The sequence below is a fragment of the Pseudoalteromonas sp. A601 genome (assembly GCF_002165575.1).
In the GTDB taxonomy this organism is placed as follows: domain Bacteria; phylum Pseudomonadota; class Gammaproteobacteria; order Enterobacterales; family Alteromonadaceae; genus Pseudoalteromonas.
This window is the reverse complement of sequence record NZ_MXQF01000004.1, coordinates 23,827-45,983: the sequence shown is the minus strand read 5'-3', so window position 1 is coordinate 45,983 and position 22,157 is coordinate 23,827. Positions and strand designations below refer to the sequence as shown.

20 protein-coding genes are annotated in these 22,157 nt (G+C 37.1%); 17 read left to right on the top strand and 3 right to left on the bottom strand.

The features are described from left to right. Nucleotides 1-12: 12 nt before the first annotated feature. Together B5G52_RS04200 and B5G52_RS04195 are read left to right on the top strand one after the other, a co-directional pair. On the top strand, nt 13-618 hold the full coding sequence (locus B5G52_RS04200) for an energy transducer TonB (RefSeq protein ID WP_176372506.1): 606 nt from the start codon (nt 13-15) through the stop codon (nt 616-618). A 47-nt stretch (nt 619-665) separates the two neighbouring features. Next, complete coding sequence (locus tag B5G52_RS04195) at nt 666-1,973, top strand: lipopolysaccharide assembly protein LapB (protein WP_087531454.1); 1,308 nt, start codon at nt 666-668, stop codon at nt 1,971-1,973. Nucleotides 1,974-2,142: 169 nt separating this feature from the next. Here the strand turns inward: B5G52_RS04195 and B5G52_RS04190 are convergent, their stop codons facing one another. After that, nucleotides 2,143-2,436 carry a hypothetical protein gene (locus tag B5G52_RS04190; protein ID WP_087531453.1) on the bottom strand — a complete coding sequence of 98 codons (294 nt, stop codon included), beginning with the start codon at nt 2,434-2,436 and terminating at the stop codon, nt 2,143-2,145. Between the two features lie 811 nt (nt 2,437-3,247). Here B5G52_RS04190 and B5G52_RS04185 point away from each other — a divergent pair. The 14 genes from B5G52_RS04185 to B5G52_RS04120 all read left to right on the top strand — a co-directional run bounded on the left by B5G52_RS04185 (nt 3,248) and on the right by B5G52_RS04120 (nt 13,465). Continuing rightward, on the top strand, nt 3,248-3,454 hold the full coding sequence (locus tag B5G52_RS04185) for a hypothetical protein (RefSeq protein WP_087531452.1): 207 nt from the start codon (nt 3,248-3,250) through the stop codon (nt 3,452-3,454). A 50-nt stretch (nt 3,455-3,504) separates the two neighbouring features. Further along, nucleotides 3,505-3,711 (top strand): hypothetical protein, encoded by a 207-nt coding sequence (locus B5G52_RS04180; RefSeq protein ID WP_087531451.1) that lies wholly within the window; start codon nt 3,505-3,507, stop codon nt 3,709-3,711. Then, nucleotides 3,671-5,167 carry a hypothetical protein gene (locus B5G52_RS04175; RefSeq protein WP_087531450.1) on the top strand — a complete coding sequence of 499 codons (1,497 nt, stop codon included), beginning with the start codon at nt 3,671-3,673 and terminating at the stop codon, nt 5,165-5,167. The genes B5G52_RS04180 and B5G52_RS04175 overlap by 41 nt, the downstream gene beginning before the upstream one ends. Nucleotides 5,168-5,356: 189 nt before the next feature. After that, entirely contained in the window at nt 5,357-5,707 is a 351-nt protein-coding gene (locus B5G52_RS04170) for a hypothetical protein (protein WP_087531449.1), read from the top strand. A gap of 29 nt (nt 5,708-5,736) precedes the next feature. Next, the gene (locus B5G52_RS04165; protein WP_087531448.1) at nt 5,737-6,471 is read left to right on the top strand and encodes a hypothetical protein; all 735 of its coding nucleotides are present in this window, start codon (nt 5,737-5,739) and stop codon (nt 6,469-6,471) included. A gap of 159 nt (nt 6,472-6,630) precedes the next feature. Beyond that, on the top strand, nt 6,631-6,906 hold the full coding sequence (locus tag B5G52_RS04160; RefSeq protein WP_087531447.1) for a hypothetical protein: 276 nt from the start codon (nt 6,631-6,633) through the stop codon (nt 6,904-6,906). Nucleotides 6,907-7,180: 274 nt separating this feature from the next. After that, entirely contained in the window at nt 7,181-7,387 is a 207-nt protein-coding gene (locus tag B5G52_RS04155; RefSeq protein ID WP_087531446.1) for a hypothetical protein, read from the top strand. A 19-nt stretch (nt 7,388-7,406) separates the two neighbouring features. Further along, nucleotides 7,407-7,646 (top strand): hypothetical protein, encoded by a 240-nt coding sequence (locus tag B5G52_RS04150; protein ID WP_087531445.1) that lies wholly within the window; start codon nt 7,407-7,409, stop codon nt 7,644-7,646. A 17-nt stretch (nt 7,647-7,663) separates the two neighbouring features. After that, entirely contained in the window at nt 7,664-8,254 is a 591-nt protein-coding gene (locus B5G52_RS04145; RefSeq protein WP_087531444.1) for a hypothetical protein, read from the top strand. 50 nt (nt 8,255-8,304) lie between these two features. Further along, a complete protein-coding gene (locus B5G52_RS04140; RefSeq protein ID WP_087531443.1) occupies nt 8,305-9,042 on the top strand; it encodes a hypothetical protein in 738 nt (245 codons plus the stop codon). Between the two features lie 79 nt (nt 9,043-9,121). Next, the gene (locus B5G52_RS04135; protein WP_087531442.1) at nt 9,122-9,316 is read left to right on the top strand and encodes a hypothetical protein; all 195 of its coding nucleotides are present in this window, start codon (nt 9,122-9,124) and stop codon (nt 9,314-9,316) included. A 29-nt stretch (nt 9,317-9,345) separates the two neighbouring features. Further along, nucleotides 9,346-9,786, top strand: a complete 441-nt coding sequence (locus tag B5G52_RS04130; RefSeq protein WP_087531441.1) for a hypothetical protein — start codon at nt 9,346-9,348, stop codon at nt 9,784-9,786. Between the two features lie 153 nt (nt 9,787-9,939). Next, on the top strand, nt 9,940-11,934 hold the full coding sequence (locus tag B5G52_RS04125; RefSeq protein WP_087531440.1) for a hypothetical protein: 1,995 nt from the start codon (nt 9,940-9,942) through the stop codon (nt 11,932-11,934). Between the two features lie 841 nt (nt 11,935-12,775). Then, complete coding sequence (locus B5G52_RS04120; protein ID WP_087531439.1) at nt 12,776-13,465, top strand: recombinase family protein; 690 nt, start codon at nt 12,776-12,778, stop codon at nt 13,463-13,465. Between the two features lie 1,183 nt (nt 13,466-14,648). Here the strand turns inward: B5G52_RS04120 and B5G52_RS04115 are convergent. Beyond that, the gene (locus B5G52_RS04115) at nt 14,649-15,137 is read right to left on the bottom strand and encodes a helix-turn-helix domain-containing protein (RefSeq protein WP_087531438.1); all 489 of its coding nucleotides are present in this window, start codon (nt 15,135-15,137) and stop codon (nt 14,649-14,651) included. A 780-nt stretch (nt 15,138-15,917) separates the two neighbouring features. After that, nucleotides 15,918-17,522: a tyrosine-type recombinase/integrase gene (locus B5G52_RS04105; protein ID WP_087531436.1), complete on the bottom strand. Its 1,605-nt coding sequence runs from the start codon at nt 17,520-17,522 to the stop codon at nt 15,918-15,920. A gap of 490 nt (nt 17,523-18,012) precedes the next feature. Between B5G52_RS04105 and B5G52_RS04100 the strand changes: the two genes are divergently transcribed. Then, nucleotides 18,013-22,122, top strand: a complete 4,110-nt coding sequence (locus B5G52_RS04100) for a hypothetical protein (protein WP_087531435.1) — start codon at nt 18,013-18,015, stop codon at nt 22,120-22,122. Nucleotides 22,123-22,157: the final 35 nt, after the last annotated feature.

Sequence of the window (22,157 nt, the reverse complement as noted above, 5' to 3'; positions counted from 1 at the left end):
GGAACTGATATGTTGCGATATTTAGTTGCATTAGTGATTGCCGGTGTTGTTACGTTTTTCTTGTTCTTAGGTATGCAAGCGTTAATAACCGGTGGTGAAGGGGCAATGAGTGAGCCTGTTAAAGGCAACGTACTTGACTTTGTTCGTCTTAAAAAAGAAGAAACGGTGCAAAAGAAAGACCGTAAACCACAAAAGCCACCAAAGCCAAAAGAGCCGCCTCCGCCAATGGAGTCACCGCAAATGCAAAGTAGTGATCCTAATGCGAGTGCATCAAACTTTGATTTTGGTGCCAATGTAGAAGCGGATGTAAACCTTGCTGGTGGGTTAGCGTTAGAGTCAAGTGATGGTGAATATCTACCCATTGTTAAAGTTGCACCTGTTTACCCACGTAGAGCACTTTCGCGCGGTATTGAAGGCTATGTGATTGTTGAATTTACAGTAACAAAGCAAGGCACAGTGCGTGACCCAGTTGTTGTTAGGGCAGAGCCAGAATCATTATTTGACCGTGCAGCGATGGATGCAGCACTTAAATTTAAATATAAACCACGTGTAGTCAATGGCGAAGCTGTTGAAGTTGCGGGGGTACAGAACAAAATTTCTTTCCAAATTAACGGTTAGTACTTCATTAAAAGTACTTAATAAACGGATAGAGAAGCGAGGCGATTATGAAACCATTAAAAACTGCACTTATTTGTGCAACAGCATTCACCAGTAGTATTTTGCTGCCGAGTATTGCTAGTTTTTTACCAGGTGTGAGCATGGCAACGGCTTACGCACAAGAGCAAAAAACTAAACGAGTTCCAGCATTGCGCGAAAAAGTTTACAGCCAATTAGCGCGTGCACAAAAGCTTGCTGATGACGGTGATGCAAAAGCCGGATTAGAAGCCCTTGATAGCATAAAAGAGCGTGCATCAAGTATGAACGAATATGAAATAGCCATGATGTATAACTTTTATGGTTTTATTTACTACAACGAAAACGATTTACCAAAAGCAATTGCTTCATTTGAAAAGGTGGTTAATGCACAGGCAATTCCTGAAAGTTTACGTTTAAGTACTACGTTTAGTTTGGCGCAATTAGCAATGGCTAATGGTGATTACGATAAAGTTATCTCATTCTTAAATGACTGGGATAAAATTAATACTAAACCTAAAACAGATGCTTATCATGTGTTAAAAGCGCAAGCTTACTACCAAATGAAAGACTACAGCAAAGGTGTTGATAGTATCAACCAAGCTATTGCTCAAGCAGATAGTGAAGGTAAAGAGCCCAAAGAAAACTGGTTAGTATTACAGCGTGCAATGTATTACTCGCTTAATCAACCACAAAAAGTCGTAGAAGTTCTTGAGCGCATGGTAAAACTTTACAACAAACCTGAGTACTGGGTACAACTAGGTGGTATGTATGGTGAGACAGGCGCTGAGAAAAAACAGTTAGCTGTGTTAGAAGCAGCCTATCAACAAGGCTTTTTAAAATCAAAATCTGAGCTGACCCAGCTTGCCCAAGTTTACATGTACAACGGCTTATCTTATAAAGCGGCCGATGTTATGAAACAGGCTATGGAGTCAGGTGCTTTAGAAAAATCAGCGAAGAACTATGCCTTTATTGCAGAGGCTATGGTGCAAGCCAAAGAAGATGATAAATCGGCGCAATATTTCGCCAAAGCTGCTGACTTATCATCGCATGGTAAATATGATCAACGCTTAGCTGAAGTGCTTATTAATACGCAAAACTACGAAGAAGCAGCCGATGCCGCCCGTGCAGCCCTTGATAAAGGCGGCTTGGATTTTGAATCTAACGTGTATGTTGCTCTTGGTATGGCACAATATAATTTAAAGAATTTTGATGCGTCAATTTTAGCGTTTGAACAAGCTGAAAAACACAAAAAATCTCAACGTTTAGCTGAGCAATGGATCAAGTATGTGAAGAACGAAAAAGTACATGCTGAAACATTACGTACAGCTTTACTTTAGTTGCTAACAATTCGTTAGTAACGCTCAGTTTATAATCGCAACACCAAAACCGCCTTCGGGGCGTTAACAGGCTCAGAATGTAGGTTAATAGAGTAATTGTGTACATAATCTTACTAAGTTGTGTACACGCAATCAACTTGTTTATATAGCAACCCTTCTCACATTGTCCTTAAGTGTTCCTCCTTATACTCCTTTTATTAACCTCCGAAGAATTCTGCGGAAGTAAGTCTACATTACCACCACCCTTCACTAAAGAATGAGCCTTATTGATTGTGATTTCTCCTGCATTCATCTGCTCAATGATATCCTCATCACCACTGTCTATAACAGTTTTAGCTCTTCTTAAGGTGGCACTACTACCTAGTCCTGATTCCTTAGCGGCAATATCACGGGTCTTTTCCTCCTTATACTCCTCTATTAATTGTGGACAATTGTCCACAATTTCTTTAGAAGGTCTACCCACCCGACCAGATAACCCTTTGCTAATAGCCTCTGCAAGGAGGAGCTGTTATTAAGAGGGGAGTTATACCTGAAATACGCTTGTTTTTATGGTTAAGCTATTGATTTAGATGGAGAATACTGAATTAGGGGCGGCAAGGGTAAGATACCCTCATAATCTCTAACCTTAAAGAATAGTAACCTCTTATTAAAGTAAACTCTTAAGATAAGTCTAACCTCCTTGGAGCTTGCTCCGAACATATCACCTCAGTAAAGTGTATCTCTAATGTAAGAGCTCCCTTGGGTAAGAGTATTATGTGTGGCGATTTCGCCAAGGGATTATTTGGTCTGATAAAATATAAACTAGTGTATACAGTTGTACATAGTCCTGTACCCACAAGGATACAACAATATAAGGGGTACACAAATATAAATACTAAAAACCAAATAGCCTCTCAAGACTAACGTAAGACAGTAACTAACATTAAACCATTCAACTTATTAAGTTGCTATACTAAAACCTCCCCTATGGCCGTACAGGAGCTTTAAATGGGTGGATTAGGTGATATTGTAAAACCGTGTTAGAATACAATTATATATTCAGTTAATATGTTATTTATATAGGACTTAAATGCACTCTTGGCATGAAAGTTGCTAATGACTTTAAAAGCTGTTATAATAGTATTATACAGAGAAGAAACCATAGCTAGTTAGCTAACCCTCTACTCTTTGTATCCCAATCAAATCACATCATAAACTTTCAAATCAACACTACTATTCAATACTGAATGGTCGGTGTTTTCGTACGTCCAACAAAAAATATATAAGGAACAAACATGAACATGAATGATATTAAATTGCCGGTGGAGGCACTCTACTTAATTGAGCGATTCAATAAAGGCAACATCTCACTAAGTCGATTACGTCACATGCGTACCGAATGTATGCAACGTAAAGATTTAGAGAAATATATAAATGTGGGATTAGCTTTAACGATGATCACAAGCCTTTCTAAATATAATGAAAAAACTGGAAATAGCTAAAGCATTTATACATATGGTCTACAGGCTAACTAAAACTTTAAGGAGTAACAGTGCAATTAGAACTATCGAACAGATTATTTAAAGACTTAATGAAGTTTGCGAATAGAGAAAACTTAAGTGTTAAAAGCAAAATAGCCCACTTACTAGAGAGTTATGTACAAGAAATGAAAACAAATGAAGATTGCCAAGAGGGCATAAATAATGGGGATACAATAAATGATCAATTTGAAGGAATTGGAGAAACATCAGCGCATTAAACTAGCGCGAAAACTTGATAAATTCTTTATCACCTACAGTCAGAATAAAAACTTCAACAATACTTACGAAGCTATTAAAAGCAAACTTTCTAACCAGCCGCTAAAAAACAAACTCACTAAATACGCCCCTGAGATTTGGACTCTTATTTGTGCTACCACAAAGGCCATTAAGTACGATAGTGACGGGGTTTATTTGCCACGCGATAAAGTTGCTTATAAAACAGCTAACAGCTTTACAGGTAAAAAAGTCAGCTTTACTCGAATGAAAGAATTAACCAGCCTTTTAGATGAACTAGGGTTATTAACTGTGTACGTAGGCTTCACTAAACCTGATTCGGTGAAAAAGTACTACCGTGGTACTGAACAAGGGATGATGTCAGCTATAACATTCTCAGATGAATGGTTGAATATGTTTGATGTTGAGAAAGCCCGTTTATTTGGTACGGCTCGCGAATTTGATTTAGTGGTTATGAAAGATAGCAAAGGCAACATAATACCAACTAAAGGTATGAGAGGTATCAAGGAAGAAAAAGCACTTCTTAAGGATTGGAATACTACGCTAAACGCTACAAAGATCACAATTGACGGCGCGGTAGTAAAGCCTGTTTATATTGCGGTTTATAATGGTTTAGGGGTGAGTGGTAGATGTTTTGCTGGCAGTTTTAGCACTGAATGTCATGATCTACGACCAACCATTACAATTAATGACAACCCCACTTGTGAGGTTGATTATAAGAATATGCACATAAGAGTGTTATATAATGAACACGGCATAGACTTTCAAGATGACGCTTATGAGATTAAATGCCCCGACTTATGGTGTGCTAAAGAGCTTAGAACCGCTGCTAAACGTGCATGTTTGATTATGTTGAACTCATCCTCAATGAAAGAAGCTATTAGTGCCTTGCGCGGCGATCTTAACATGTTGGTAAAACCTAAAACGTTTAAAGCTACTGATAACAATATAAAGTATATTTTCAGTGAGCTTCAACGAATACACACACCAATACAAGAACATTTCTTCAAAGGGGAGTGGGGTAGATTACAGAATATTGATAGCAGAGTACTCAAACAGGTTGTGAAGGTATTCAATTGTTTTGGTGTACCAGTGTTGACATATCATGACAGTTTTGTAGTAGAAAGTCGTTATAAGAACCTTCTGGTTAAGAGCATGAAAGAAGCGTGGGAAATAGTTTTGGGTGATAATAAAGGCTTTGCTTATGATGTTGAATATGACGCAGCAGAGACAGCCACACGCCCAGCAAACGCCATAATTACGTTAGGTGATGGTACAAGAGTAAACGCTGAAACAGGTGAAGTATTAGACTTAAAACGTACTTCTTTTACGACTAAATCACCTCAAAGTAATAAGCTTCCTATCTTTACGGATTGTGTCAAGGAAAATGAGAGAAGTCAACAAAAACCGCCAAATTTTATAAGGAGTATGACAGCATGAATAAATTGATCTGGACTAGTTTCAGCGTGTTTATAGAGGTTTATATGTTGCTCATAGGAGATTCCCACAACTATCACGTTTGGTTAGCAGTTTAAAAGGAGCATGAAATGTAGAAGTAAAGAAGTAAGTGAGATTTTAAGAAGTAAATATATACAAAACCCTAACAATAATAAAACAGGAATAATAAGAATGTCAGACACACACACAAGTTTTAAAAAAGTAGTTGTTAACTCTCTTCTAGACGAATTTGGCGGTCAATCTATTACACACGATTCTGTATTAGTAGTTAAAACCTCAACTATGGAAAACGGTTCAATCTTAAATGAAGACGGCACAGAAGCAACTAAGGCCGAAGCAGCAACAGCTTTTTACATTATCGATGCAGCTAACTTAGATGTTGTTAACGAAGGTAAGGCGCTATTAGTCTCAGCAGTTAAAAAAGATGCACAGGTATTAAAGTCTAGTCTTAAATTCTCGGATGGTGCATACACTAATGAAAGCCTGACTGCATTAGAGTCTAAGAATATTCAATTGATTTAATAATAATAAAAACAGGAATAATAATAAGAATGATCACACTAAAATTTAAGGCACACACTTTTAATATTAAAGAAGTTGAAAACGGGGTTTATGATTTAAACCACCTACGCAAGCAAGTGCAAGAAGTTGTAGAAGCGACAGAAGTCAGTTCTAAAAATGTAGAATCGACAGAAGTCGTCTTTAAATCTACACAGTCAATGACCGATTGGAAAAAGTACCTTTCTAGTAAAGAAAAAGAAACATATCAATTGAAATCTACAAGAGGACGTAGCGCAAAAACCATAGCCAACAAGCAAGGGTTAATTGCTTATGCAGCATGGTTGAATGAAGATTTTAAACTTGCAGTAGAGAAAGCTTTTGTTTCTGCAACAGAAAACGATACAAGGGCAGTGCAAGACGCTGTAGGAAGTGTTTACTTTGACTTAGAGAAAGCTTTAGAAGTACAAGAACGATGGAAGAAATTTATCAATTGGTCATATAAAACTTTTGGGGATATTAACACACAGTATGGCGGCAACATTACCCGTCTTGTGATGAAAACATCCCTCGGTGTCAGTGCTACCCAAGCAGTGAAAGGCAAAGCTGATAAATTATTAGTGGAGCGATTGATAGAGCAAAAGAACTTTAGCGCAGTATTAGCGTTAGATAGCACTCTCACTATTATTAAGAATTTGCTTAGTATCCCTTTGATGAAAAAGCTATTAGCTAATGCTGATAAGAAGAAAGAGCTTTATATAACGTTTAAGACGATGCTCTCTGCATAATAGAACATTTAACACCCCACACCAGCAAAAACGGTTACGTGTAACGCCATTTCAGAGGTTTTCTAACCCCTACCAATGCAATTATCTAACTAAAATCAATAATGCTTTAAATAGTGTTACACACCCGTATGCACACAATATAAAGAAAAAGGACAAGTAATGAGCAAATCATACACAATCAAACTAGATGATAAACAAGTTTCAATGTTAAAACGTGTAGCTAATTTTAAAGAAATGACAGAAGAAGAATTGATTGAACAATATCTACTTCAAGCCATCCCAACCAAAAATAACCGCCGCACAATGATTATTCAGCTCAATAGTACACTTTATGAAGAATTAAACGTATGTGCTAAAAAGAATAAAAAGAGTTGTTTAAGTATTATCCGAGATTTAATCAAAGATTATTGTGATGATGAACTGGGGTTTAAATAACAATGTAATCCTTCTGTATAAGAGCGCTTGTAGACGTATGAGCGCTTAAAACTCCTTGTTAAACCTTCTTGTTAATATTCTCAATCCAAATTAATTACAGTTTATTACAATAAAGTCCTTGCATTTTGCACTGTAGTATGGGGGTGTTGACAACTGTCCTCAAACGAGGTATAATTATTATAGAAGTTGAGGAAAGCTTAAAACATCATTTCTCACAAACCCCTCTTAGCAATACCCCCAAAAATTCACACACATTTACAAAAGGCCAAGCAAAATGGATGTATTCACATATCTACATCAAAGTGATGTATGTATTCAAAACCCCGTAGTTATTTATCAGCTAAATCGACTACAGAACAATGAGATCAAATTAGACTCAATCAAAAAAGCTGCTTATCGAGCAACAGATAAAAAGCTAAAAAATGCTCTAGAGCTAACATTAGCAATATTCCAAAAGTTCCAAAAATTCCAACAACAATAACAACAAAAAGGCTTATAAGATGAAGACACATTATACTACTTACGAAATCGCCGCTGTAACAAACAACACTCATTCCAATATAAAATCAGCAATTGACCGTCTCATTAAGAACGGCTGGATTCTTAGTGCAGATGTAAAATATTTAGAAGATGGTATTAAAAAATACTACATTCTCAGCAAAGAAGATTTTTTGAAAGTGGTGTTCAAAATCTCGCCTAAATTAGCTTTTTTCTTATATACATCAAATGTAACGTTATAACGTAGGGATAATATATTATGAAACAATTACGCATACAGAAAGCACGTGACGAAGAGATTTTATTAGAGTATTCATCTTTTAAGATTATTCGCTATATAGAAAGCCAATTAGTTAAAGAATTAATTTTCTATCTGACAAATAATGATGAATATATCTCAGTATCAACTTTTAATAATAAAGTAAAGATTGAACATACAATTCCAGCCGACCCGAAACAAATTAAATATAAATATCTTTCAATCAGCAAGGGTAGTAAGACGTTTGGACAAGACAGCACAGCAGAAGATTTAAAGATGTTTGCTGAGAGTCTTAAAAGTGGTGGTAATAATCTTAGTCGATTACAGACGCACAGTGAGCAATACAGTAACCGCCAAGCATTAAGGCAAGCTCCATATACCAGCGAGCAAGAACTCAAGAAGTCTGCTGAAATCATCATCCCTAGTTTTATTAGCCAACTCACAAAGATGAATATCAACGTTAAAGCGTTCACTGAACAACAAACAAATAAGTTTATGAGTTCTCTTGATGAGTTCATCAAAAACACGGGCAATGTTAAAGCTCAAAAAACTATCTTCACACGATTTGTAAACTGGCTCAGTAAATCGTAACAACATAATACACAAACAAAAATTAATAAAAAATTTAAGGAATAAAGAATATGAGTAATTTCGATAAATACGTTGCAGAATATATCAATAGCTTTGAAGCAAACGTTAAGACGTACGAAGCTTTTAAAAAAGACTATTTGGTATATGTAGACAACAAACACACAGACGTCTTATACAGCAACTTGCGCCCCGAGAAATTCTTAGTCGATTGTGAGACTTTCACAGTAGCTCCAAATAACAAAAATATTGGTGAAGTGCTAACCCGCTATCTTTCAGTACCACTACAATTTGTGTTGTATGACCATCTCTTTAAAGACTTAGAAGCACTATTCGAAAAGGGTTTTAAGGTGGAACGTAGCGATAGCTATAGACTCGTTTTAGTACGTCCAGATACATTGTTTGAGGGTTTAGAAGATACGATTAAATCATTGTATGAAGAATATAAAGCCAAGACAACACTAGCACAGCGTGAAGAGTATATGCACGTTGATAAGATCACAGCGTATGTCGAACAAGAAGAAGAGAAAGCACGCTTACAAGCCATTGAGAGCCGCCGTACAGCCTTGTTAAATACTGCAGAGAAACTTACAAAAGACTTAGATAAAGAACAGCGCGTAATTGATTATTTAACTGATATTGAGTCTACAACAACATCGGATTTACGAGAGGCTTTAGAGCTATCTAAACAAGATTTATCAGATGCTAAATTAGGCGATATCTTAAAGCTACATAACTTTGAAAAGAAGCGCAGCAACAGCGGCAACGTGTGGAAACGAAGTAATTTATAACATTGTAAATTCCTCAAAACTTAAAGGGGCTTTCATAACGTGTGAAGCCCCTTTTTTATTATTCTAATAGAGAGAGTTTATGATTTTATATAAAAAGAATACGCAAGAATTTGTAGAAATTAATACTTTAACCTTTCAAGTAATACAGCGCTTTGACTTAGACAGCTTTATTGAAAATGTTGTTAAGAAGTATTTCCCTGATTTAAGAATTAAAGCCAGAAAGGTTAATCAGCAAGTCCTTCAATATATTGAAGATTTATGCCACATCGTTTAAGCACCCACAATAAAAAAGGAATTACACACATGTTCAATTTATTCAACAACACAAAAGCAATCACTAATATTCAAGATTTGATGAACTTAAAGCAGTATAAAGACTTTGAAAACATCAAACAGAATGGTGATTTGCTGTATAAGCTATATGAACATACATTTGATGTATACAATCGTAAATCTAAGACACTACAAGCGTCTGTGAGCTATTTATACCTACAATTTAAGCATTTGTATGGTTCACTTGAGAAAGCTTCTCTAATCTACTCTCACACTGTAACTGATGATTTTATTCGAGTTTTTATCACAGAGGATGAGCAGTGGTCAATTGAGATAGACGAAATACTTCAAACTATCTGCTTTTACCCAAACCTTTCAGGATTCTTAAACGATAAATCTAAAGAAGAAATTAGCATGTTGATTGAAGATTTATCTGAGCATGATATTGCATTTGTAAACAGTATTATGTGAGAAAGCTAGTGTTCAATTTCTCAGATTTAAAGTATATCCCTCCTTCGTTAATTCTCATTATATGCCTTGTGGTTATCTTCTTATATCAACGTATCAAGCAAGTATTAAACAAGCATATCAACAATATTAAAAACAACAAAAAAGGTAATAAAAATGGCAAGTAAAAATGTTATAGACGAGTATTTCATTAAAATTAGTGCTGATGCCAAAGGGGTTAACAATGACGTTAACAAGGCATTAGAAAAGATTTTTGCTAATAGTAAAAAGATGAATGAAAAGCTTAGTTCTTTAGAAGTTAAACTTAAATCAAACACTATTAAAACGAAAGAAAGATTAGATAAGAATGCAGCTAAAAATGAAGAGAGATTATTAAATCAAACTCATAAGAAGAAAACTGAGAATATTAAGAAAGCTACAGCAGCTATCACTAATTCTCATAATAAAGAACTTGCTCAGATGAGGAAGTATTACAAGCAGCAGGAGAAACGATCAGCAGCGGCTCACGATATTACTGAGAATATGAAGAGTCAGCTGCGATACGGCAAATTATCTACTAGTCAACAAGACAAGCTGAATAAGAAGCTAGAGCAAGCTAGTAAGACTTTAATACGTACAGGCTCTAGAAGCTTATTTAGTGAAGCACGTAGAGACATGACGATGATGTCGCGCCAAAGTGGTGTTATTGCAAAGAACATGAAACGAGCAGCAGACGAGAGACTTCAAGCACGTGCAGACTTCGCTCAGAGTGCTGGTAGTGCTGCTAGAGTGGGTGCGGTAGCCGCAGGGGGAGCAGTAGCCCTAGCCACCCGCAAGCTTTTGGAAGTCGGAAAATCTCAGGATAAATTAATCAGTGTTTTTGAGTCCACGTATGGCAGCAAAGGAACAGCTAAGTTAGCAGACTTACAAAACTTTATTGCTAAAAGTGGTGGTAGTTTAGAACAGAGTAGTGATGCTCTAGCTAGCGCCATTCCAGTAATGCAGAAACGTTTAGGAGACCAGGCGATCCCCTTTTTTAAGGATTTAACCAAGGTATTCGCTGCTTCAAATGTTAGTGCTGGTGATCAATCAGAGATAATTAGACAAGTTTTACAAGCGCAAGATGGTACGGTTACTAAGTCTGACTTAAACCCTATTTTCGACAGATTGCCTTTATTCGCTAACTTCCTGAATGACTTCACCAAGAATCGCTATGGAAAAACTGTTAAAGAAATGACAGCCCAAAGCCTTCTTACAAGCAAGATGATGAACCAAGCATTTAGAAGTTTTGCTAAATCTAATGAAGTTAATACTCTGTATGCTAAGAATCAATCTAGTATGAGTAATCAATCAGCTAAGTTAAGTAATAGCATCTATAAGCGGTGGCTTGAAGTGTATGATGATGAAGGTGGAGCTTTAAAGAAAGCTATGGGAGAACTCACTAAGACCGTCAACTCTAGAGAAGGTAAAGCCGCCTTTAAAGGGTTGGCTAGTTTGCTGGGCGGTGTCTATGATACTACATCAAATATTGTGAGATTCAGCGGTAGTATGCTCGATAGTAGTACAGGGTTAATTGAGAGCTTTAGTAAGTTAGAGAGTACTAGCTCGAAGGTAGCTGTGGGTCTGGCTGGAATGTATGCAGGTAAAAAAGCTTTTGATATTAGTAACGGTATTTGGAAGATGTTCAAACCTCTCAAGGCAATGAATGTTAATGCTGGTATTGTTAACCTTAACTCCGTAGATGGTACAGGCGGTAAGAAGGGTAAGCTTAGTAAAGCAGCTAGTAAAGCGGGTGGTATGGCTAAGACCGGTCTTCTTGCTGGCGCTGGTTTTGCTCCTGCATTGGCAGCTTTAGCAGCACCAATTGCCATTCAAGCAGCTAGTATCAATAAGAATAAAGATAAGATTTTAGAGAATGCTAGAGAAGGTGGGTTGGGTGGTCGTGCTGAGAATGCCTTGTTACGTGCTGATGCTGCAAGACAACAATTTGAGAGTAACAGAGCGTTAGCTAATCAAGTGGTAGCTAACACTCCTGCCGCCGCACATATTAAACCTAGTGCTAACAGTACTAAGATTATAAACAATAACCCAACCATCAATATTGAAGCTAGAAACAGTGACGATATTAAACAAGCACTGGATGAATACTCATGGATTGGGTGGGGTCGTTAATAGCTTCTTGTATTTAAATTAAATACTAAATTACACACTAAGCCTTCTTAATAGGAGGGCTTTTTTTATGTCTAAAGTAAAATATCTACTGAGGATAGAAATATACTAAGTAGTGTATAGTTGAAGAAAAGTGTAGGGTAGGTATACACTATTGATTAAACTGCTGATTTATATAATAAAATTTGGTGTATGGTTTACTGTATTAGGGTGTTTTTAAGGCCAAAATATACAAAATATCGGAGGGGGATTTCAAAAAGAGTGTATACTTTGGAAAAAGTGTACCCCTTGACCTAAATTGAGTGTTTTTTAACCAGTGTGTAAGGTTAAGGAGGGTGTATAGTTTGGCAAGGTATACACTAATTTCAAAGTAGCTCTACCTACACAAGAGGTATTACCCCTCAAAATGGTGTTATTTCGTGTAGAGTTATGATTTACATAAAATGCACCTTAGTGTGTATATATTCACCTTTTTGTATACTTATCCAAAAATATAAAAATTTTATGGGGAGAGGTACTTTTAGAGATGGATTTGTAGGGGTATTATTTGAAATATCTATGTAAATTAAGGGTTTAGTGTGAATGGTGCTGAGCTAGTCAATACCGCCCACCACAAAAAAATCCACCTTTGTTCAAAATATCGGCACAATATCCCATAAACTTTTTTTCTTCTAATATTCCTCTTTTGAGTAAAATCTCCCTCCCAAAAATGTAATCTATTTTATGAATGATTACTCTTATAATATTTCAATTACTCTATTACATAATTCATAGTTCTTTTCGGCTTGTAATATCCTGTATAGTTTTGTAATATAACCTCATCAAATTACAAAGAGGAATCACTATGACTACTAACAGCACCACAACAAATAAGTATGTAATCTTTTACCGTGTATCATCAAAGCAGCAAGGGAAATCAGGCTTAGGTTTAGATGCACAGAAAAGAGATATTAACATCTACTTAGAGTCATACGCTGATAAACCTTTTACTATTCTAAGCGAGCATACAAGCATACACAGCGGTTCTAATATAGAAGACTGTCAACACTTCCAAGAGGCTATTAAAGCCTGTAAGACGCACAATGCAACGCTCCTAGTTGCCAAGGTGGATAGACTATCTAGAAAGGTGAGTGTTATATCAAAAGTGATTGAAGAAGTTGATGTTAAAGTGGCTTGTATGCCTACTGCTGAAAGGTTTCAATTACATATTTTCGCAGCTTTGGCTGAAGAAGAAAGGGCGTTCATCTCTAAGCGTACTAAAGCAGCCTTAGCAGAAGCAAAAGCCCGTGGTGTAAAGCTCGGGGGTAATCGTATTGGTAGTGAAAAGGCTAATGAAGCTAAGAAAGTTAATGCTAATAATCGTGCTGAAAAGTACCGTAATATCCTTAATGAGATAGTGAAGAACAATTACTCTTATGCAGCTGTAGCAAGGGTTTTAACTAGTGTTAGTAAAGAGGATAAACACTACCAACCTATACAAGCACAGCGCCTTATGAAGCGTTTGGGTATTGAGTTATTACCTAAGCCCATATAACACTTTGCAATAAAGTCATAATTCTTCTATAGCCCTAATCACATGGGCTAGGAGCTATTCTAAAGGGGAATACTCTAAAGGGTAATCTTCCAATAGACTATTACAAATAACCCCTCCAAATAAACCTCTATTAATATCAATCCTCTTGGTAATACCTCCCTTTGTACGTCCGTACAAGCACCACACAGCTAATAAACAATTCCCCTTATGCAATTTTGCATACCACAATAGAACCCTTCTTAAATAGACTTACACGCTGTTATATAGCTTGCTATAGCTTATATTCAATTCTTCTAATATATGATGTTTGTACGAAGTACAAGAGGGGGTAACTCTCTAAGTGAGTATACTTTGAGTATGTGTTCCTCTGGTAATATTCTAATGAATTAATAACCACATTAATTATAAGGGTATTACCTAGAGTGCTTTTTAGAATGGCTGCTCTAATAATATCACTCCTGTTGATTACACTTGTAATCTTATTATGATTTTATTGATAGGAGTGCTTCTTTAAATTATTCCCTCTGTACTTCGTACAAGTATATACACCCCTCATAGAATCCCCTGTTAGCCATGCTAACAACATATAACCCTCTTACTAATACAATCACCCTAAGCTAATAAACTCCTCCCTGTGAGCCGTACAGGGGATATAACACATCCTTAGTATATTTATATTATTTATATAACCCTTCTTATACATTCATTTTATTTATATGAGTGGGTTTTTATGTACGGGTATATTAACAGGGTAATATTAACAAAGGGGATTTTTGGGAGTTCTCCCAAGGGGAATACCTTCTTAAATGTGTATATATGGATAAACGTATATACCTATTAAGCCTTGCTTAAAGGGCGTGTGTACGTAGTACAGAGGAGATTGTTTAGAAGAGGAGTGATTATATTAGAAGGTTGGTTATATGGCGCTGTGTGCTGTCTGTGTGCGCCTAAGAAGGTAATACTGGGGGTAATATGCTTATATGTGAAAGTTGGTGTAAATGAGAGTAATTCTCATCTAGGGTGATTATTTTGAGAGGGATATTGTGATCAGGAGGTGATTGTTTGAGAGGTTTGTTTAGCACCTATCCACAAATCAAACTATCTTCAAAGGGTATACACTTTCACACAAGAGGTACACTCCTTTAACAAATATACCCCCTAACAAAGTATTCCTTTGGTAATATTATTCCTTTGCTACATTCGTAGCATCAATACGCTTTTCTTCTTCTCTCATTATGAGCGCTTTTAATAACATCTCATCAGAAGGTTTTAGAATATTAGCATCAACTAAGCGCTGCATTTCCAGTAAGTTTAATTTAGCACCGCCCATAAATCTACTTTGTAAACCCTCTAAAGTCTCTGTGCTAGATTTAACTAATGCTTCAACATCACAGTTGGCAATACTTGCCCATTTATCTAATAGTAGAGTGTAACTATTTGCTAGCCTTCCACCTTGTTCTGTGGCTAGGTTAGTGATCTTAATTAACCCTGCTTTCTCTAGGTTTTTGATACTAGTGTTTGTTGACATACGAGTTTTAGAGAGTCGTTTAGCTAATGCTGTCTGAGATACATATGTAATATTCTTATCATTACTCAGTCGAGTTAGCTGTACTAAACACAAGTAGTCAGCATTGTTTATGCCTAGTTGCTTTGCTGTAAAGTCTAGAATCATGTTTAGCCTTTGAAATTGTCTCACTATTGTACACCTCTTGATTATATACCAAACAAATAATTTAAAGAATATTGTAAAGTCTACAGATCATACCCTGTAAAGTTTAACCTCTCCTATGTAAAGTCTAAGTGCTTTGTATGTAAAGTTCAACATGTTTATGTGTAAAGTGGGCTTTGCATCATTAAAGAGTATTAAATATATATAAAGATCTTATCACCTCTATTTATTAGTTTACAAACTTTACAGGTAATCGTATTATCCACTTGTCAACTAATCAAACAGAGTGAACAAAATGAAACATTCATACAAGCATCAAGTTTTAGCTTCATTAGCCCTTAGCTGTCCTGATCAAACTTTGAGAGGGATATTGTTTGAAGCTGCAAAGAGGGTTTACTTAGAAACATGGAATAAGGGGCGTGTAGGAGCGTATGAGAGGGGTTTGTAAGTTAGTAGGGTAATGAGACGTATTTAGATTAATAGAGTGCCTTGTGTGTGTTACACGGGCTTATACATATGTGAGAGGGAATGTTTATGGTTATGTTAGCGTGTATTTTAATTATCTTATTTATATTCAATAAATTTCTAACTGATGCACTTGAAATGCTTGGGATGATAATTGGTGTAATGTTGAAAGTGTTGTTCTGGTTTTTTCAGAGTATGGATAGGTTTGTTTGGTTTATGGTGTTGTTTTTCACTGTAGCTTTAGTGATAACTTTGTCATTGAAATGATTCTTACATTGTAAGCCTGTACCAATGTGCTTAAGTACAGGCTACACATTCTTAGTATGATATTAGATTTATCAAACTTTGAGCCTCAACGAGATTAAGCTCAGTATAACCAGCTGTTACAGTTCTAGTGCCATGCCCAAAGAGCTTATAACGGATTTCCTCATTTGTGCTATTTCCTATCTGAGTGATAACACTATGTCTAAATGAATACAGCACAATTAGTTTCCCCTCATGATCAGTATGAGGAATATTAAAGCGCTGACGGAAAAACGAAAAATAGCTAGTTAGATAGTTGCCATCAAAACGGAACAGTTTAGAGTTAATTTTGCTATCAACAAAGCTCATGAAACCAAGTTCTATTAACTTCTTATGGAGAGGAATGCGTCTCTCTGCGTTAACAGTTTTTCCCTTCCTTATGTACATATACACCACGCCCGTTCTAGGATCGGTTATGATATCATCGTATGAAAGGTTTGCTATTTCCGAGTTGCGCGCGCCTGAATATATCATTAGCAGAATAGCCCATGAGGTACGTTTATTAAGATTAGTAGTACAGTACTCTATGATCGACTTAGCTGCATTGGAGGGCATCATACCGCGCTGTGATTGACGGTTTTTAGGTACATTCAGACTTAACTCATAATCAACGATCGGATTTGATTTTATATAGTTTCTTAATCTAGCAAACTTAAAAATTAGTTTAATACAGGTGGCGTATTTTTTTATTGTAGATGATTTAAGCATATCGTCTTCTTGTATGCTTAAGTTAACCGTGCCATCTTCATTATCACAAACCCTTTGCCAGCGTTTAACTCGCATAGCTTGCTTTTTAGTTTCGGCATTGGCAAATTTACCAGTTACATTAAAACCATACTTCTTAGCTATAGACTCCTTAAGCCGTGGTAACTTACAAATTTTAACCCAAGTTTCAAGCAGTATTTCATGAGTTATGTCATTTAATCTCATACCGTTAAATGTTGCTTCAACATCTTGAAAAACGGATTTCTGATTACTTACATATTTTTCACTATTACCCTCTGATTTTACAAGATAGCTTTCATACTCTTCCTTTATATCTTGAAAAAATGGTGAATCAAAAGTTTCTTCTTTAACAAGTGGTTCTTCTGTATCAACTGAGGGCGATTCCTTTGGTAGCAGCGAGCTAAATTTCTTTTGTAGTTCATCTAGCTGCATTCTGACATCTACAGTATCATTTTTGTTGTTAGACTCTGCAATGCGTAGCGCTGCATTATTCACAATATTGTCTAAATGATTGTATTTTACTGAGTGTAAAGTGGGGAATATAAAATCACTATAAAATTCATGGTCTGTGTCTATGCTATAAGCTTCTTCTTCAGGATTAAAAGAAGATAATGCATCATGTAAACCATCTCTATTAGCTGTGATTGTCAGCTGGTCGCTTATCCATGTGTTGTATGATGTAACAGCTGGTTTATTTGTATCTTCAATACTAGAGTATTTTTCATAATTCCACAGATCATATCTTGCCGCGTTTGTTTCGTGAAACCATCGATTAAAATAACTATTAGCTGTTGCTGAAAGTGGATCTGTAATTCCTTTTGTTAATCTTACACACTCATTAAGTTTATTTGATATCAATACTTCAATAAAAGTGTCTAAGTTTTGCTTGCTCATTTCAATTCCTTCTCGTTTATTCCGCTCTATGTATTCTAAGATTTTTGATACAAGCGATCTAGCTCTTTTTGGTGAGTCAGTTTTCAAAGTTTTGCGGTATACCTTACCAGCGATTCGATAGTTAAAGCTGTAAACTTCACCTCTTCTAATTGTATGACGTATAGATGCTGATGTGTACACGATGTGTGTCCATAATTTGTAACATTCTGAGTCAAAGCTTTAAACTTCTGATATATAGTAAATTTCACACCGCCTTCGGGCGGTTTTTTTCGTTTTACCTTACCCTAAGACATTGTTATTTATGCAATCCATATTGTCATTTTATGTTTATTAAAGTGTAACCCGTTTGTCATATAGCTGCCGTAAGGTAGACCCCGTTGAAAAACTCAAGTGACCTTAGAACATGTCGAACGTGTTTTAAGTTGACTTGAGTTTTAACTTAATGCGCTAACAAAATAATTAAATATTAAATATCTTAACGGAGTGAACAATGAAATTATCTGACTTATTTAAAGTTAGTTTAGTGGCAGCAGCAGTTTCTTTAGCTGGTTGTGGTGGTGATTTAGTCGTTAAAGAAGGCGATACTAATACAACTGTTAATGAAGGCGACACTATTAATAATAATTATGAAAATGGTGGCGACAACGGTGGTGATAATGGCGGTGACGACTCAAGCCGTGATGACTCACAAAATGCGACAACAGGTTTCCCAACGGATATTGAAAATGCTTTTACTCAAGGTTTAGCTACAGATGTTTCAAGTTCATATCCTGAAATTACTGATAAGCCAGTTTATAAACTAGCTGCAGATACTGTATTTACAGTTGATGCTAGTTTAACCAATGATGCACATTGGATTTTACAAGGTAGAACTGCTGTTGGTAATGACCGTGCAGATAATGCTGTGTTATATATACAGCAAGGTACTACATTAATTGGTGAGTCAGGTGACGATTTCTTAGTTGTCCGCCGTGGTTCGCAGATAGAATCTGTAGGTACAATATCTCAACCTATCACAATGACATCTATTCAAGATGTAACAGGTGGCGAAACGGCTATTGGTCAATGGGGTGGCTTAGTATTACTTGGTAATGCACCCGCTAACTCATGTGGTGATCAGGAAGGTGAAACGACAGCTGATGAACTTGCAAATTGTGGTGTTCCAGCTGAAGGTGATGCAGGCTTGTTCGGTGGTGAAGATGCAGCCGATAATTCAGGTACTTTAAAGTATGTTTTAGTTAAGCAAGCAGGTAAAACTCTAGGTAATGGTGATGAACTAAATGGTATTACATTTGCGGGTGTTGGTTCTGAAACAACTGTAGATTATATTCAAGTACATGAAAATCTAGATGATGGTATCGAATTTTTTGGCGGTACTGTTAATGTGAGCAATGTTGTTCTTACTAACATTGGCGATGATTCACTGGATTGGTCATTTGGCTGGACGGGTAAAGCTACTAATGTTTACATCCAGCAAGCTGCAAATGTGGGTGATAACGCAATCGAAGCTGATAACTCAGAGTTTGATTCACAAGCGTCACCGCTTACTATGCCAACCATCGAAAATGTAACCATTGTTGGCGCCGATGCAAATAACGGTATTCGCCTACGTGCCGGTACAGCTGGTGTTCTGAAGAATGTTTTTGTAACAGGCCCTGCAACATATGAAAACTGTTTGCGTGTTGGCTCTGATTCAGTGCCTCGTGCTGAAGATGGCTCTTTAACTATCACCAACTCTATCGTTGCATGTCAAACAGCTGCTAACAACTTTGGCAGCGAGACCATTAATGGTGGTACTGTTCAAGCCTGGTTTGAAGGGCAAGATGCTAACCAAACATTAACACCTGCTGATTTAATGCTTGATGACAATGGTTATATGCCATTAGCTGGCTCACCATTGTTGGCAAATGGTCAAGTCGGTGCATTTGATGGCACGACTAACTGGATGGAAGGTTGGACAGTTGCGATTAACGGTGGCTTCCCAACTGATATTGAGAACGCACAAGCTCAAGGTTTTGCTACGGATGTATCAAGTGAATTCCCACAAATCACTGATAAGCCAGTATACCGCTTAACCGAAGATACTGAATTCACTGCTGATGTAACATTAACAAACGATGTACACTGGATCTTAAATGGTCGTACTGCAGTTGGTGGTGACCGTGAAAATAGTGCAACACTTTATATTCAAGCAGGTACTACATTAATTGGTGAGACAGGTGATGACTTCTTAGTTGTTCGTCGTGGTTCTCAAATTAATGCAAATGGTAATGCAACGGCGCCAATTACTATGACGTCTATCCAAGATATGACAGGTGCTGAAACAGGCATAGGTCAATGGGGTGGTTTAGTTCTTTTAGGTAATGCACCAGCAAACTCTTGTGGTGACCAAGAAGGTGAAACAACCGCTGATGAACTTACCAACTGTGGTGTACCTGCTGAAGGTGATGCTGGCTTATTTGGTGGTACAGACGCAGAAGATAACTCAGGGGTTGTTCGCTATGTACTTGTAAAACATGCGGGTAAAACACTGGGTAATGGCGATGAGCTAAATGGTATTACATTTGCTGGTGTTGGCTCTAAAACAAAAGTTGAATACATTCAAGTCCATCAAAACCTAGATGACGGTATCGAATTCTTTGGTGGTACTGTTAATGTTCGTAATGTTGTATTAACTGATATTGGTGATGACTCATTTGATTGGTCATTTGGTTGGACAGGTCGCGCACAGAATGTGTATATCCAACAAAGTTCAGTAGGCGGGGATAATGCATTTGAAGCAGACAACTCTGAGTTTGATTCAAATGCAACACCTCTTACAAAACCACTTATTTCGAATGTTACCGTTGTTGGTGCTGATGGTGTCAATGGTATTCGTTTACGCGCGGGTACTGCTGGTATTCTTCGTAACGTAGTTATCACAGGTCCTGATGGATACAAAAATTGTCTACGAGTTGGTTCTGACTCTGTTGCTAATGCAGAATCTGGTGAATTATCAATCGAAAACTCAGTAGTAGCATGTAACGCTGACAATAACTTTGGTGACGAAGCAATTGGTTCTGGGAATGTTCAATCATGGTTTGAAGGTCAAACAGGTAACCAAACACTCACGTCAGCTAACTTAAACTTAGCGACTGACGGCTTTACACCTAAATCAGGTTCACCACTTTTAGGTGCTGGTGTTGATGCTTCAGAACTTGATTCATTTTTCACTAAAACTGATTACATTGGTGCATTCGATGGTGATAACAACTGGATGGACGGTTGGACTGTTGCTGTGACACCTAACTTCCCAACAGATATCGAAAATGCGCTAGCTCAGGAACTTGCTACAGATGTTTCTGCAAGCTTCCCACAAATTACTGATAAACCTGTCTACGAATTAGACCAAGATGTTGTGTTTACTTCAGATGTAACGCTTACGAATGACGCTCACTGGATTTTGAAAGGCCGTACTGCTGTAGGTGGTGACCGAGTTACACCTGCAACTCTTTATGTTCAGTTTGGTACAACTTTAATTGGTGAGTCAGGTGATGACTTCTTAGTGGTTCGTCGTGGTTCTAAAATTGAAGCTGTTGGTACTGCAACTCAGCCAATCACTATGACGTCTATCCAAGATATGACGGGCGCTGAAACCGGTATTGGTCAATGGGGTGGTTTAGTATTACTAGGTAATGCACCTGCTAACTCATGTGGCGACCAAGAAGGCGAAACAACTGCTGATGAGCTTGCAAGCTGTGGTGTTCCGGCTGAAGGTGATGCAGGTTTATTCGGTGGTACAGACCCAGAAGATAATTCAGGTACATTAAAATACGTTGTTGTAAAACAAGCAGGTAAAACACTAGGTAATGGTGATGAGCTTAACGGTATCACTATTGCGGGTGTAGGTAGCCAAACAGAGCTTGATTACATCCATGTTCATGAAAACCTTGATGACGGCGTTGAGTTCTTTGGTGGTACAGCAAGTATCAGCCACTTGGTATTAACTAATATAGGTGACGACTCTCTTGATTGGTCATTTGGTTGGACTGGTAATGCTCAACATGTACTTATCAAACAAAATTCAACGAATGGTGATAATGCAATTGAAGCTGATAACTCTGAGTTTGATTCAGAGGCTTCACCACTAACAATGCCAACAATTTCAAATGTAACCATCATTGGTGCTGCAGATGTAAATGGTGTGCGCCTACGTGCAGGTACTGCGGGTGTTATTAAAAATCTAGTTGTGACAGGCCCTGATAGCTACAATAACTGTTTACGTATCGGTTCGGATTCTGTGCCTCACGCAGAAGACGGCAAGCTATCTATAACTAACTCTGTAGTTGCTTGTTCTGCTGAAAACAATTTCTCAGAGCAAACAATTAATGGCGATACTGCACAGGCTTGGTTTATAGCTCAAGATGGTAACTCTGTAATGGAAGCCGCTATGCTAGGTTTAAGTGAAAATGGCTATATGCCAACTTCAGACTCAGCATTACTTGGTCAAGGCTTTGACTCATCAAGCTTAAACAGCTTCTTCGACAAAGTTGATTACATCGGTGCGATGGATGCACAAACTGACTGGACTGCAGGTTGGGTAAAAGTAGGTCTTGAATAACCCTCTTTTATAACCATGGGTGAGAGTTCGCTCTC